Here is a 13,706-nt window from a genome sequence, read left to right as displayed (position 1 = left end):
GATCTGCCCGGCCTGAAGCATTCGCTGAAGGCCGGGTATGCTCCCCACAGGCTCGCCGGCCTCGCCAGCGGGCCTGTTTCAATTCAGAACCACAAAAGCCGTCTCGCATGACCCGCTCCGACCTCGTTGCCGTCCTCGCCGAACGATTTGGCCAACTGACCCAACGCGACACCGAGTTCGCGGTCAAGACCATCCTCGACGCGATGAGCGACGCACTCGCGCGCGGCCACCGCATCGAGATCCGCGGCTTCGGCAGCTTCTCCATCAGCCGTCGCCCGCCCCGCGTGGGCCGCAATCCGCGCAGCGGCGAGCAGGTCATGATTCCCGAGAAGCTGGCGCCGCACTTCAAGCCGGGCAAGGCGCTGCGCGAGGCTGTCGACAAACACCTGCCCGTCACCGACGCCTGAAATGACGCCCCTCGTCCAAGGAGTACCTTGGCCGCTCCCCCGAGGGGACGGCGATGCTTGCCGGATTGACCGCCAAGCACATCGCCAAGCCGGGCCGGCTCGGAAGCGGCCCAGCGCCGGGCCCGGAAAACAAAGCTGCCGCTGAGCCAGAATCCTGCGCATGCGCACCCTCGTCTGGCTCCTGCGGGCCCTGCTCTTCTTCACACTGTTCGCGTTCGCGCTGAACAACAGCCACGACGCCGTCGTGCGCTGGTTCTTCGGCCACGAATGGCGCGCGCCGCAGGTCATCATCGTGCTGCTGGCCTTCGGCCTCGGCGCCGCGTTCGGCGTGCTGGCCATGGTGCCGGCCTGGTGGCGCCACCGCCGCGCCGCGCAGCGCCTGGAGCCGCCCGCCGCCCCCACTCCCGCGCCCGAGGCGCCTGCCGTTCCCTACGCCGCCCACCAAGATGGAGTTTGATCCGCGCTGGCTGCTGTTCGTCCTGCCCGTCGTCTTCGTCCTTGGCTGGCTGGCCTCCAAGCTGGACTCCAAGCAGTGGAAGCTGGAGCAGCGTGAATCGCCCAAGGCCTATTTCAAGGGGCTGAACCTGTTGCTGAACGAGCAGCAGGACAAGGCCATCGACGCCTTCATCGAGGCCGTCCAGAACGACCCCGACACGTCCGAGCTGCACTTCGCGCTCGGCAGCCTGTTCCGCCGCCGTGGCGAGACCGAGCGCGCCGTGCGCGTGCACGAGCACCTGATCCGCCGCGGCGACCTCGCCAAGGCTGACCGCGACCGTGCCCAGCACGAGCTGGCGCAGGACTTCTTCAAGGCCGGCCTGTTCGACCGCGCCGAAGCAGCGTATGCGGAACTGCGCGGCACCGCCTTCGAGCGCGAGGCGCGCCTGGCGCTGCTGTCGCTGTACGAGCGCTCGCGCGACTGGGCCAAGGCCGCCGAGGTGGCCGCGGAGCTGGAGGCCGCCGGCACCGGGTCGTTCTCGGGCCGCATCGCGCATTACCTGTGCGAGCAGGCGCTCGTCGCGCAGTCGCAAGGCCATGCCGACCTGGCCCCCGAGCTGCTGGACCAGGCCCAGCGTCGCGCGCCCGAGGCCGCGCGGGCCTACGTGCTGCAGGGCCAGTTGCTGCTGAAGGCGGGCCAGCACGATGCGGCACTGGCCGCGTTCACGAAGCTGCTGTCCGTGAACCCGCCGGCCTTCAACCTCGTGGCCGCCGACTGCGCCGCCGCCGCCAAGGCGCTGGGCCAGCCCGAGCGCGCCATTGCCATGCTGAGCGAGCAATACCAGCGCGCGCCCAGCATGCACCTGCTGCGCGCGCTGGCCACGCTGCAGCCCGAGCCGCAGCGCGAGCGCCTGGCGGCCCACCTGCGCGAGCAGCCGGCGCTGTCGGCCGCGACTGACCTGCTCAAGCTCAATGCCGCCGCGCTGCCCGCCGACGAGGCCGGCCCGCTGGTGCAGACGCTGGAGAAGGCCACCAAGCCGCTGCTGCGCTACCGCTGCGCGGCCTGCGGTTTCGAAGCGGCGCACTATTTCTGGCAATGTCCCGGCTGCCTGAATTGGGACAGCTATCCGCCTCGCCACGTCGAAGAGCTCTGAACGATGCGCCACATCATCTGCATGAAGTGGGGCACGAAGTACGGCCCCGAGTACGTCAACCGCCTCTACGCGATGGTGCGCCGGCACCTGAAGGGCGAGTTCAAATTCGTCTGCCTGACCGACCGCACCGAGGGCATCCGCGCCGAGGTCAAGTGCTTCCCCATCCCCGAGCTGACGCTGCCCAACGGTGAGCCCGAGCGCGGCTGGAAGAAGCTCACCACCTTCAGCCCTGCCCTCGTCAACGACTACGGCCTGCGCGGCACCGCGCTGTTCCTGGATCTGGACGTCGTCATCGTCGACGACATCACCCCGTTCTTCGAGGTGCCGGGCGACTTCCTCATCATCCACGACTGGAAGCGCCCCTGGCGCATCACCGGCAACTCGTCGGTCTACCGCTGGGAGCTGGGCGCCCACCAGGACGTGCTGACGGAGTTTGTCGCCGACCAGGCCAAGGCCAAGGCGGAGTTCCGCAACGAGCAGGCCTTCCTGTCCGCCGTGCTGCATCGGCAGGGCAAGCTGCAGTACTGGGACGCGAGCTGGTGCGCCAGCTACAAGTACCACTGCATCCCGGCCTGGCCGACGAGCTACTGGCGTGACCCGTTCATCCCCGACGGCGCACGCATCCTGATCTTCCACGGCGTCATGAACCCGCCCGACGCGCTGGCCGGCCGCAGCAACGGCAACTGGCGGCACGCCAGGCCGGCACGCTGGATTGCCGACCACTGGCGCGAATGAGCCTCACCGCGCTCCTCTTCCTGGCAGCCGTCGTCACCGTCGCCGGCCTGTTCCTGCGCGAGTTCGCCACCGTCGCGCGGGCGCATGCGCCGGCGCAGACGCGGGCCGTATTCGTCGGCGACAGCGCACCAGCATGCGCGGCCGCGATCCCCAAGGTGATCTGGGCCTACTGGCAGCCAGCACCGCCGCCCGCCTTCATCCAGGCATGCATCGCGAACTGGCGCCGCTACGCCCCCGACCACGAGGTGCGGCTGCTGAACCGCGCCAGCATCGACCGCTGGCTGCCCACCCTGCGCGCCGACTTCGACGCACTGCCCGCCTATCGCCAGGCCGACTGGCTGCGCATTCAGCTGCTGGCACGCCACGGCGGCGTGTGGATGGATGCCTCCATGCTGCTGAGTCGTGACCTCGGCTGGCTGCACGACCTGCGGGCGCACCGCCAGGCCGAGTACGTGGGCTTCTACATCGACCGCCACACGACCCGGCCCGAGCTGCCCCTCATCGAAAACTGGTTCATGGCGTCGGTGCCTGCCGGTGGCTTTGTCACCGAGCTCGCCGCAGCGTTCGACCGCGCGCTGGACGAAGGTGCCGAAACCCTGCTGCAGCGACTGCGCAGCGAAGGCCGGCATGCGGCGGTTGTGCAAGGCCTGAACGATGAGTTTCAGCGCTACCTGCTGATGCACGTCGCCGCTGCCGACCTGCTGGACCGCGCGCCCGAGGCCCACCGCCTCGCGCTGCTGCGCGCCGAGGACGGACCGTATGCCTGGTTGGCCGCTGTCGGCTGGCGCAAACGCCATCACTACGCGCGGCTGGCGCTGACGCATGCCCCCACGCGCCTGCCCGCGCTCATCAAACTGCGCGGCGGCGACCGCGACGTCACCGCGCGCAACTGGCTCAAGGGCCGCTGGCTGGCCGGCAGCGCGCTGATCGAATTGCTGGGCCGCCCCGATGACCCGCGCTGATGCCGCCCGGCCGTGGCTGAGCATGCTCATCCCGGTCTACAACGTGCAGGACTATCTGGCGCAATGCGTGGACTCCGTGCTCGCGCAGGCGGACGAGGGCGTCGAAGTCGTGCTGTACGACGACTGCTCCACCGACGGCTCGCGCGCGCTGATGCAGACGCTCGCCGACCGCCACCCAGGCCGGCTGCGGCTGCTGGACGGCGACCGCAACCGCGGCCTCAGCGCCGCGCGCAACCGGTTGCTGGATGCCAGCCGCGGCGCGTGGATCTGGTTCCTGGATTCCGACGACTTCCTGCTGCCCGGCGCCATCGCTGGCCTCAAGGCCTGGGCCGACCGCGACGACGTGGACCTCGTGCTGTGCGACTTCCGCGACCACCACGACCGCCCGCGCCTGCGGCAACGCCTGTTCGGCGAGCGCCACCAGCGCACCCAGGACATCCCGCCGCGCCAGCCCTGGCGCGACGCCGGCCGGCTCATGGAAGGCGCGCTGACGCGCAGCCAGCTGCATGCCTGGAGCAAGATCGCGCGCCGCGCGCTGTACGGCGAAGACCTGCGCTTCCCCGAAGGCCGCTACTTCGAGGACGTGTTCGTGTCGCCGACGCTGATGCTGCGCGCGCAGACCGTGGTCTACGTGCCCGAGCCGTGGATCGCCTACCGCAAGCGCCCCGGCAGCATCCTCAGCACGCCCAACCCGACGAAGTGGCAGGACCTGCAGGACTCGCTGAACCACCTGCCGCCGCTGCTCGCGGCCAACCGTGCGCGGCTCGACGAGAACACGCTGAACGCAGCCACCTATCTGGCCTACCGCAGCTGGATGCGCGCCACCTGCCAGGCACGCCGGGCAGGCGACTGGATCACCGTCATGCGGCACTTGCGGCAGTGCGAGGCAAACTCGCCGACCTCGCTGGCCGCGATGCTGGGTTACTGCGAGAAGCGCGGTTGGCTGTGGCGCGCGCTGCGCATACGCGCCGCCGTGGGCGAGGCTAGCCGGAAGGCGTCAGCGCAGCCGCCGGGCAAGTAAGGCCACCTGCAGGCTGACACGTTCCCCCAGCGTCGCTGACGCCTCGGCCGCGTTGAAGCGGCGGAACAGGTTGAACCAGCCGAAGCGCGGGTCTTCCACGTTGGGATGCACAGTCACCCGGTCGGGGTGCTTGAGCGCCACCATCAGCAGCAGCGTCTGGTCGTCGTCCACCCAGTCCTTGGCCAGCAGTTCCTCCAGCGCGGCATGCACGCCGTCGCGCAGCAACGGCCAGTCGTCGCGATGGGCGATGAGGTGGCAGCCCTGGATGTAGACCGTGTTGGTCTGGATGGTCTGCAGCAGGTCGATGGGCTCACTGAGCGAGCGCAGACCAAAAAAGTGGACGCCCGTGGGCCACGGCGACATCCAGCGCCGCGAACGCGGCAACTGGCGCGGCTTGCGCAGGTAGCCGAAGTCGATCCACGCCACCTGTTCATGGCCGGCGCCGGCAAGGGCCTGGCAGCAGAAATCGCTCTTCAGCGCGTTCACCAGCACGTACTCGGCGGAGTTGTACTCGGGCGAGTCGATGGGGCCAATGCCGGCCCGGTAGGCCGGGTCCTGCTGCACGCGGCGGATGCGCTCCAGCAGCGTGGCGTGCCGCTTGAAGATGTCGTCGTAGACGACGGTCAGGTTGGGCTTGCGGCGCCGGATGACCTCGAAGCGCTCGCGGAACTGGGGCTGCGAAAACACGACGATGTCGTTCTTCAGCAGGCACAGCCGCTCGAAGCAATCGAAGTAGCGGTCGCTGCTGCGCTGGTAGTGCTGCCACTGGCTGCGACCGATGTCGTAGAAGGCCGTGACGATGAGCGGGAGGTTCGTCATGTGAAGTCGTGCGGTGGGTGGGCTCAGCGCGCCCCGCAGGCGCGGTAGAAGGCCTCGATCTCGGCCACGCGGGCCGGCAGCGCGAAGGGCTCTGTGGCATGCACACGGCGGGCGGGCCGCTGTGCATGCAGGCGGGTCAGCGCCTCGGCCAGCGCCGCCACGTCGCCGCAAGGCAGCAGCGGCTCGAAGCCGGCCTGCAGGTGCCGCGCGCCCTCGGTGGCTGTGGCCAGGATGGGCAGGCCGGCGTGCATGGCTTCCAGGAACACCAGGCCGAACGGCTCGCTGCGCGCGGCGCTGACGAACAGGTCCAACGCGGCCAGGCAGTTGGCCGGCTCGTTCGTGAAGCCGGGCATCACGACGTCGGCGCCGGCCTGTGCGCGCACCGCCTGCCAGTCGGGCCCCTGCCCCACCAGCACCAGCCGCGCGCCGGGCAGCGCGGCCTGCCGGAAGGCCTGCACGAGCAGGTCCCAGCCCTTGCTGTGCTCGCCACGGCCCAGCGTGCCGACCAGCCAGTCGCCCGGCCCCACGCCCCAGGCCGCGCGCAGCCGCTCGCGGGCGCCGGGCTCGGCCGGCCGCGGCTGGCTCCAGTTGTTGATTTGCGCGACGCGGCCGCCGAAGCCGGGCGGGATCTGCACCAGCTGCTGCGGCGTGATGGCGATGAGCCCGTCCATGTGGCCGTGCTGGCGCGCCTTGTAGGCGATGTGCAATGTCGCGACGCGCACCGTGGGCGGTTTCACGCCCGCCAGCGCCTTGCACGCGAAGCTCAGGTGGGCATGGCAGACGTCGGGCCGCCACGCCTTCGCCCAACGCGCGATGCGGGTGGCGGGCAGGAACTGCGGGTAGGTCAGCCGGTGCTGCTGCACGCGCGGGTCCAGCCGGTGCGCCCAGGCGTCCGGGCGGTCCTCAGCGGCAGCATCCGCCAGCACGAAGCACACCTCGTGCGCGGCGCTCTGCGCGTTGGCCAGTTCGATGGCGTAGCGCTCGCTGCCGGCAAAGCGTTTCGTGAAGAGAAGGTGGGCGATGCGCATCGGGGCGCCATTGAAACACGGACGACAATCGCGCCCCATGTCCATCGACACCCGTCCCTCCCTCGCCCGCCGGCTGGGCCAGTACGTCTACCCCTACCGCTGGGGCGCCGTGCTGACCGTCGTGGCCTACCTCTGCCTGGCCGGCACCGAGTGGTTGCTGCCCAAGCTGATCAGCTACGCCTTCGACGACGAAGGCTTCACGAAGGACGCCTACCCGCTTTGGATGGTGCCGGTCGTCCTCATCGGGCTGTACGCCGTGCGCGGCGCGTCCAGCTTCGCCGGACAGTACCTGTTCCACTGGACGCAGACGCGCAGCGTGCTGGACTTCCGCACTGCGCTGGTCAGCTCGCTGCTGCGGCTGGACGCCCAGGCCTACACGCGCATGCAGCCCGGCACCGCGGTCACCAAGGTCGTCAACGACCCGCAGCAGATCCTGCAGCTGACCGGTGACGTGGGCATCGCGCTGCTGCGCGACGGGTTGGCGGCTGTCGGCTTCATCGTCTACCTGTTCTATCTGAACTGGCAGCTGACGCTGATGGCGCTGGTGGTCACGCCGGTCATGGCGCTGGTGATGCGCAAGGTCAACCAGCGCATGCGGCAGATGTCCACGCGCTCCTACGACTCGCAGCTGGTGCTGGTCAACAAGGTGGACGACATCACGCGCGCCTGGCGCGTGGTGCGGCAGTTCGGCGCGGCGGATTTCGAACGCCAGCGCTTCATCGACGCCGCGCTGGAGGTGCGCCGCTACAACCTGAAGGCGGCGGCGGCCAGTGCGCTGGCGCAGCCGGTGTCGCAGCTGGTGGCCAGCGTCGGCCTGTCACTCATCATCTGCCTGGCGCTGTGGCAGGCGCGCAGCGAGGGCACCGGCGTGCAGCACTTCGTCACCTATGTGGCAGCGCTGCTGCTGCTGCTGTCCAAGCTGCGGCATCTGTCCGACCTGTCATCGCAGCTCACCCGCGCCAGCGTCATCGCCAAGAGCTGCCTGGAGCTGCTGGACGCGCCCCCGGAGGTCGACACCGGTACGCAGGAGCTGCCCGGCCCGGCCCGCGGCGACATCGTCATGGAGGCCGTGTCGCTGACCTACCCCGGCGCGTCGCGGCCGGCGCTGGACGGCCTGACGCTGGCCTTTGGCGCCGGCAGGACGACGGCGCTGGTGGGCGCCTCGGGCGCCGGCAAGAGTTCCATCATCCACCTGCTGCTGGGCTTCGGCCGGCCCGACGCCGGCCACATCCGGCTGGACGGCGCCGACATCGAGCTGCTGACGCGTGCCTCGCTGCGCCGCCAGTTCGCTGTCGTGTCGCAGGACATCGTGCTGTTCGACGACGCCATCGCCGCCAACATCGCCTACGCACAGCCGCGCGACGAGGCGAAGCTGGAGCAGGTGCTGCGTGCGGCCCACCTGTGGGACTTCGTGCAGACGCTGCCCGAGGGCGTGGAGACCGTGGTGGGTGCCAATGGCAGCAAGCTGTCCGGCGGCCAGCGCCAGCGGCTGGCCATCGCCCGCGCGCTGTACAAGGACGCGCCGATCTGGATCTTCGATGAGGCCACGTCGGCGCTGGACACCGAGAGCGAGCGTGCCGTGCAGCAGGCGCTGAGCCAATGGTCGGGTCGCAAGACGCTGATCGTCATCGCGCACCGGCTGTCCACCATCCGCGACGCTGACGCCATCCACGTGCTGGGTGCCGGCAAGCTCGTCGAGACCGGCACGCATGCCGAGTTGATCGCACAGGACGGCGCCTACGCCGCCATGGTGCGCGCCCAGGCCGGTGAGGCGTGAGCCCCGCCCCCGCCGCCAGGCCCTGCGAAACGTTTCGCGACCGCTGACATGCAGCGCAGGGCTTGGCTGTTGTGGATGGCAGCGCCGGCAATGGCACAGCCTCCCGCCGACGTGGAGGCCAACACCGCGACGCGTGCGCAACTCGAGTCGCTGCCCGGCCTGGGCCCGGCACTGGCGCAGCGACTGTTGGCCGCGCGGCCGTTTGCGGACTGGGAGGACCTGATGAAGCGCGTCCCGGGCGTCAAGGCCACGGCGGCGCAGCGGCTGTCGGCGGCCGGGCTGCGCGTGGCGGGGCGGCCGTTCTCAGCAACCGGCGGCAAACCCGGCTGAGCGGCTGCGGCGCAGCGCCGCCGGGTCCGTCTGCGGCGCCCGCGCCGGCCAGCCGAAGAAGCGCTGCACCTCCGCCCGCTTGGCCAGCGTGTCGCTCATGCCCAGGTTGATCAGCTCGCCCACGAAACTGGGCTCGAACAGCAGATAGCTCACCAGTGCCGAGCCACTCGTGGTCTTGCCCTTGCCGCTGACGCCGAAGGCCCGCAGCATGGCCCGCACGGACTGCGGCAGGCTGGCCTGGTGCTCGCCGGCGAGGTCGTCCAGCCGCCGGCTCGGCGCGATGACCAGCAGTTCGATGGACCGCAGTGCCGTCGCCATGCGCGTCTCGTGCGGCAGCAGCGCCAGCGTGCGGTTGATGCGGCGCAGCCGCTCGACGTCCACGGCCAGCGCGTCCAGGAAGATGTTGGACAGCGCGTGGCCGGCGATCTGCGCCATGCTGGGGTGGGCGTCGCTGGCGCCGGTGCGCCGGCCCTCGGGCTCCTTCATGCGGCCGGCGCCGATGACGAGGATGCGCTCGGCCCCCAGGTGCACGGCCGGCGAGATCGGCGCGCTCTGGCGCATGGAGCCGTCGCCGAACCATTCCGGCATGCCCTCCAGCTCCAGCAGTTCGGCCGGAAAGATGAACGGGATGGCCGACGAGGCCATCAGGTGGCTCAGCGTCAGCCGTGACTGCACGGCCATGCGCTGCTCGCGCAGCCAGGGCACGACGTGGTGGTGGGTCTGGAAGAAGGTGACGTGCTGGCCCGAGGTGTAGCTGGAGCCCGTCAGCGCCAGCGCGCGCAGGTGGCCACCGCCCAGCATGGCCTCGATGCGGTCCATGTCCAGGTAGCGTGTCAGCAGTTCGCGCAGCGGCCGGTTGTCCAGCAGGCTGCGCGGCCGGCTGCGGGTCCATTGCGCGAGGGCCCATCCCAGGCTCAGCATGGACAGCCAGCGCGCGCCGCTCTTCACCGCCTCGAAGGCGTCGGCGCGATAGATGTTCTCGACGTGCAGGCCCTGCCACAGGTGGAGCAGGCCGTCGACGGCGCCGTCGAAGTCATCGGCATGGCAGGCCAGCGTGGAGGCGTTGATGGCACCGGCCGACGTGCCGCTGATGATGGGGAAGGGGTTGCTCTGCGTCGCGCCGGCGTCGCGGCGCAGCTGCGCGATGGCGGCCAGCACGCCCACCTGGTAGGCCGCGCGCGCACCGCCGCCGGTCAGGATCAGCCCGGTGACCGGCGAGGGGCGGGTCAGACCCGTCGAGGGCTTGGGAACGATTTGTAGCATCTGGCGAAATCATCGCCGATGCGACGCTTCAGCCAAGCTCGTAGATCACCTCAGCCGCCCCCCCGAGTCGGGCTAGCGCCTCGTCGGCGGGCCAGAAGCGGCTGGCCTCGCCCAGCTCCACCAGCCAGCGCGCGCCGACCTGGCCGCCCTGCGGCTCGGTCTTCATCGCCACGCGCACCGGCAGGCCCTGCTTGCGCACGCCGCCCTCCTCCGTCTCCACCTCGCGCGGCGGGAAACGCTGCACCAGCTCGTGGATGAGGCCGGCCGCGCCGGCGTCGCTCAGCAGCAGGTGGCGGCCGAAACGGGCGCGTGCGGCCGTCAGGCTCCACACCGCCTGCACGTTCATGCGCAGGCCGCCGGAAAAGCGGTCGTTCTGCACCTTGCCCTGGGCAATGATCAGCTCGTCCTCCACCAGCAGCTCCTTGGCGCTGTTGAGCAGCTCCTCGTTGGCCACGGCCTCGATGGCGTCGCTCTTGTCGTCCAGCTTGAAGATGCCGACGCGGCCGCGCTGGCCGTTGATGATGCGCATGCCGCTGACGATGCCGGCCACCATGGTGGGCTCGCGGCTGTCGGCCAGGTCGGCGATCTGGCGCTTGACGATGCGCCGCACCTCGGCACCGCTCTGGTCGAACAGATGGCCCGACAGGTAGAAGCCGATGGCCGTCTTCTCCAGCGACAGCCGCTCCTTGATGCTCCACGGCTCCGCATGCACCAGGTCCGGCTCGGCGGTGCTGGACGCGTGCGAGTCGCCGAAGTCGAACAGGCCACCCTGGTCGGCATTGGCCTCGGTCGTCTCGGCATGCGTGTAGCCACGCGCCACGCTGGCCAGCAGCTTGGAGCGCTCGGGGTTGATGCTGTCGAACGCGCCAGCCTTGATGAGCGCCTCGACGACGCGCTTGTTGACGGCCTTGCGGTCCACGCGCAGGCAGAAGTCGTAGAAGCTCAGGAAGGGCCCGCCCGCCTCACGGGCCGCGATGATGGCCTCGATGGCGCCGCGGCCCGTGCCCTTGACGGCGCCCAGCCCGTAGTTCACGAGACGGTTGCTGAGCGGCTCGAAGCGGTACTGCCCCTTGTTCACGCAGGGCGGCTGGAAGTCGATGCCGAACAGCTTGGCGTCATTGAGCAACACCTTGAGCTTGTCGGTGTCGTCCATTTCGATGGTCATGTTCGCCGCATAGAACTCGGCCGTGTAGTGCGCCTTGAGCCACGCCGTGTGGTAGCTCAGCAGCGCGTACGCGGCGGCGTGCGACTTGTTGAAGCCGTAGCCCGCGAACTTCTCCATCAGGTCGAACACCTCGTCGGCCTTCGCCTGGTCGATGCCCTTCTCCGCGGCGCCCTTGCGGAAGATCTCGCGGTGCATGGCCATTTCCTCGGCCTTCTTCTTGCCCATCGCGCGGCGCAGCATGTCGGCGCCGCCCAGGCTGTAGCCGCCCAGCACCTGGGCCGACTGCATCACCTGCTCCTGGTAGACGAACACGCCATAGGTCTCGGCCAGCACCTGCTCCAGCAGCGGATGCGGGTACTCGATGGTCTCCTTGCCGTGCTTGCGCGCCACGAACGACGGGATCAGGTCCATCGGCCCCGGGCGGTACAGCGACACCAGCGCGATCAGGTCCTCGAAGCGCGACGGCTTGGCGTCCTTCAAGAGGCGCTGCATGCCGGGCGATTCAAACTGGAAGATGCTTTCCGACAGGCCCTTGCCGAACAGGTCGAAGGTCTTGCGGTCGGTCAGCGGGACCCTGGCCCAGTCGAAATCGGCGCGGTCGGCATGGCGGGCGACGATGAAGTTCTTGGCCAGCTCCAGGATGGTCAGCGTGGCCAGGCCCAGGAAGTCGAACTTCACGAGACCGATGGCCTCCACGTCGTCCTTGTCGTACTGGCTGACGGCACTGGTGGAGCCGGGCTGCTGGTACTGCGGGCAGAAGTCGGTGATCTTGCCCGGCGCGATCAGCACGCCGCCGGCGTGCATGCCGATGGAGCGCACCGTGCCCTCCACGCGCGCCGCCATCTCCAGCAGGCCGGCCACTTCCTCGTCGGCCTTCTCGCGCTCCTCGATCTCCGGCGACTCGTGCCGCGCGTAGACCATCTTGGCCTTCTCGGGGTCGAAGTTGGGCGGCAGCTTGGCCAGCGTGACCGTCTTGCCGGGCGGCGCCGGGATGAGCTTGGCGACGCTGTCCACATGGCCGAAGCCCATGCCCAGCACACGGCCGATGTCGCGCAGCGCGCCCTTGGCGGCCATGGTGCCGAAGGTGGCAATCTGGCTGACGGCCGGCAGCCCGTACTTCTGCTTCACGTAGTCGATGACGCGGTCGCGGTTGCCCTGGCAGAAGTCGATGTCGAAGTCGGGCATCGAGACGCGCTCGGGGTTCAGGAAGCGTTCGAACAGCAGGTTGTAGCGCAGCGGGTCCAGGTCCGTGATCAGCAGCGCGTAGGCCACCAGCGAGCCGGCGCCCGAGCCCCGGCCCGGGCCCACCGGGCAGCCGTTTTCCTTGGCCCAGCGGATGAAGTCCGACACGATCAGGAAGTAGCCCGGGAAACCCATCTTGATGATGGTGTTGAGCTCAAATTCAAGCCGCTCCACGTAGCGCGGCCGCTCCTTCTCGCGCTCGGCATCAACGGGGAAGAGGTGCACGAGCCGGTCCTTCAGCCCGGCATGGCTCAGCTCGCGGAAATACTGCTCCATCGGCATGGGCGTGCCGTCTTCCAGCGGCGGCGTCGGGAAGTTGGGCAGCTGCGGCTTGCCCAGCACCAGCGTCAGCGAGCAGCGCTTGGCGATCTCGGTCGTGTTGCGGATGGCGCTGGGGATGTCGCTGAACAGCTCCCGCATCTGCGCCTGCGTCTTGAAGTACTGGCTGGGCAGGAAGCGCTTGATGCGCTTGGGGTTGGCCAGCGTCTCGCCCTCGGCCACGCAGACGCGCGCTTCGTGCGCCTCGAAATCCTCTTCGCTCAGGAACTGGATGGGATGCGTCGCCACGACCGGCAGGCCCAGCTCGGCCGCAAACGGCACACTGGCCTGCACCAGCGCCTCCTGCCCGGGCAGGCCGGCGCGCTGCAGCTCGATGTAGAAGCGGTTCGGGAAGATGGCCGCGAGCTTGTGCGCCCATTCGCGCGCCCGCACCTTGTCGCCCTGCAGCAGCGCCTGGCCCAGACCGCCCAGCTGCGCACCGCTCAGGCAGATCAACCCCTCGCCCAGCTCCTGCAGCCAGGCCCAGGTCACACAGGCCTGGTTGCGCTGCACGTTCTGTATCCACGCACGCGACAGCAGCTCGCTGATGTTCAGGTAGCCCTGCTTGTTCTGCACCAGCAGCAGCAGCCGCGTGGGCGGCTTGTCGGTGGCGTCGGGCTCCAGCCAGCAGTCCGCACCGAGGATGGGCTGCACGCCTTTTTTGCGCGCCGCCGAGTAGAACTTGATGCCGCCGAACAGGTTGGCGAGGTCCGTGATGGCCGCCGCCACCTGCCCGTCCTTGGCGGCCGCAGCGGCGGCGTCATCGGTGCGTAGCGTGCCATCCACGACCGAGTATTCGGTGTGCATGCGCAGGTGGACGAAGGGCAGTTCAGCGGAAGCAATCTCGGACATCGCGGCATTGTAGGAACGCCGCTCCACCCGCCGCGCGGTCAGCGGTGTAAACGCTTCCGGCGAAAATATTTAAGTATTACTTTTAATCGATGCCATTTCCTGAATCGGCGTTTGTTCGCGGTTTCAACGCGCTTATAGTCATATTTAATTCACTCAGGTCGCCCGCAGAGGCGGCCGCATCGACAACATCCGGAGACC

At 69.3% G+C, this 13,706-nt stretch carries 12 protein-coding genes; 8 read left to right on the top strand and 4 right to left on the bottom strand.

The window, feature by feature from the left end; translation table 11 throughout:
- Positions 1 to 107: 107 nt before the first annotated feature.
- From ACG04Q_RS05785 to ACG04Q_RS05760, 6 genes are all read left to right on the top strand, one after another.
- On the top strand, positions 108 to 407 hold the full coding sequence (locus ACG04Q_RS05785) for an integration host factor subunit beta (RefSeq protein WP_056202110.1): 300 nt from the start codon (positions 108 to 110) through the stop codon (positions 405 to 407).
- Between the two features lie 160 nt (positions 408 to 567).
- The gene (locus tag ACG04Q_RS05780) at positions 568 to 864 is read left to right on the top strand and encodes a LapA family protein (protein ID WP_394509932.1); all 297 of its coding nucleotides are present in this window, start codon (positions 568 to 570) and stop codon (positions 862 to 864) included.
- Positions 854 to 1,996 (top strand): lipopolysaccharide assembly protein LapB, encoded by a 1,143-nt coding sequence (gene lapB, locus ACG04Q_RS05775; protein WP_394509931.1) that lies wholly within the window; start codon positions 854 to 856, stop codon positions 1,994 to 1,996. Before ACG04Q_RS05780 ends, lapB begins: the two co-directional genes overlap by 11 nt.
- A 3-nt stretch (positions 1,997 to 1,999) precedes the next feature.
- Positions 2,000 to 2,731 (top strand): glycosyltransferase, encoded by a 732-nt coding sequence (locus ACG04Q_RS05770; protein ID WP_394509930.1) that lies wholly within the window; start codon positions 2,000 to 2,002, stop codon positions 2,729 to 2,731.
- The gene (locus ACG04Q_RS05765) at positions 2,728 to 3,693 is read left to right on the top strand and encodes a glycosyltransferase family 32 protein (protein WP_394509929.1); all 966 of its coding nucleotides are present in this window, start codon (positions 2,728 to 2,730) and stop codon (positions 3,691 to 3,693) included. Before ACG04Q_RS05770 ends, ACG04Q_RS05765 begins: the two co-directional genes overlap by 4 nt.
- The gene (locus ACG04Q_RS05760) at positions 3,680 to 4,714 is read left to right on the top strand and encodes a glycosyltransferase family 2 protein (RefSeq protein ID WP_394509928.1); all 1,035 of its coding nucleotides are present in this window, start codon (positions 3,680 to 3,682) and stop codon (positions 4,712 to 4,714) included. The genes ACG04Q_RS05765 and ACG04Q_RS05760 overlap by 14 nt, the downstream gene beginning before the upstream one ends.
- On the opposite strand, the gene ACG04Q_RS05755 is transcribed toward ACG04Q_RS05760, so the two are convergent.
- Entirely contained in the window at positions 4,691 to 5,533 is an 843-nt protein-coding gene (locus ACG04Q_RS05755; RefSeq protein ID WP_394509927.1) for a WlaTC/HtrL family glycosyltransferase, read from the bottom strand. The two genes, ACG04Q_RS05760 and ACG04Q_RS05755, sit on opposite strands and share 24 nt — an antisense overlap.
- 23 nt (positions 5,534 to 5,556) lie before the next feature.
- Complete coding sequence (locus ACG04Q_RS05750) at positions 5,557 to 6,561, bottom strand: glycosyltransferase family 4 protein (protein ID WP_394509926.1); 1,005 nt, start codon at positions 6,559 to 6,561, stop codon at positions 5,557 to 5,559.
- A 37-nt stretch (positions 6,562 to 6,598) separates the two neighbouring features.
- Between ACG04Q_RS05750 and ACG04Q_RS05745 the strand changes: the two genes are divergently transcribed.
- Together ACG04Q_RS05745 and ACG04Q_RS05740 are read left to right on the top strand one after the other, a co-directional pair.
- On the top strand, positions 6,599 to 8,338 hold the full coding sequence (locus tag ACG04Q_RS05745; protein WP_394509925.1) for an ABC transporter ATP-binding protein: 1,740 nt from the start codon (positions 6,599 to 6,601) through the stop codon (positions 8,336 to 8,338).
- 90 nt (positions 8,339 to 8,428) lie between these two features.
- Positions 8,429 to 8,668 (top strand): ComEA family DNA-binding protein, encoded by a 240-nt coding sequence (locus ACG04Q_RS05740; RefSeq protein ID WP_394509924.1) that lies wholly within the window; start codon positions 8,429 to 8,431, stop codon positions 8,666 to 8,668.
- On the opposite strand, the gene ACG04Q_RS05735 is transcribed toward ACG04Q_RS05740, so the two are convergent.
- The gene (locus ACG04Q_RS05735) at positions 8,642 to 9,931 is read right to left on the bottom strand and encodes a patatin-like phospholipase family protein (RefSeq protein ID WP_394509923.1); all 1,290 of its coding nucleotides are present in this window, start codon (positions 9,929 to 9,931) and stop codon (positions 8,642 to 8,644) included. The genes ACG04Q_RS05740 and ACG04Q_RS05735 overlap by 27 nt on opposite strands.
- Positions 9,932 to 9,959: 28 nt before the next feature.
- Positions 9,960 to 13,508 (bottom strand): DNA polymerase III subunit alpha, encoded by a 3,549-nt coding sequence (dnaE, locus tag ACG04Q_RS05730; RefSeq protein ID WP_394509922.1) that lies wholly within the window; start codon positions 13,506 to 13,508, stop codon positions 9,960 to 9,962.
- Positions 13,509 to 13,706 lie beyond the last annotated feature (198 nt).

The sequence above is a fragment of the Pelomonas lactea genome, from assembly GCF_043555885.1.
Classification (GTDB): Bacteria; Pseudomonadota; Gammaproteobacteria; order Burkholderiales; family Burkholderiaceae_C; genus Pelomonas; species Pelomonas lactea.
Note: the sequence above shows the minus strand (reverse complement) of the source record. Positions and strands in the feature narration are given on the sequence as shown.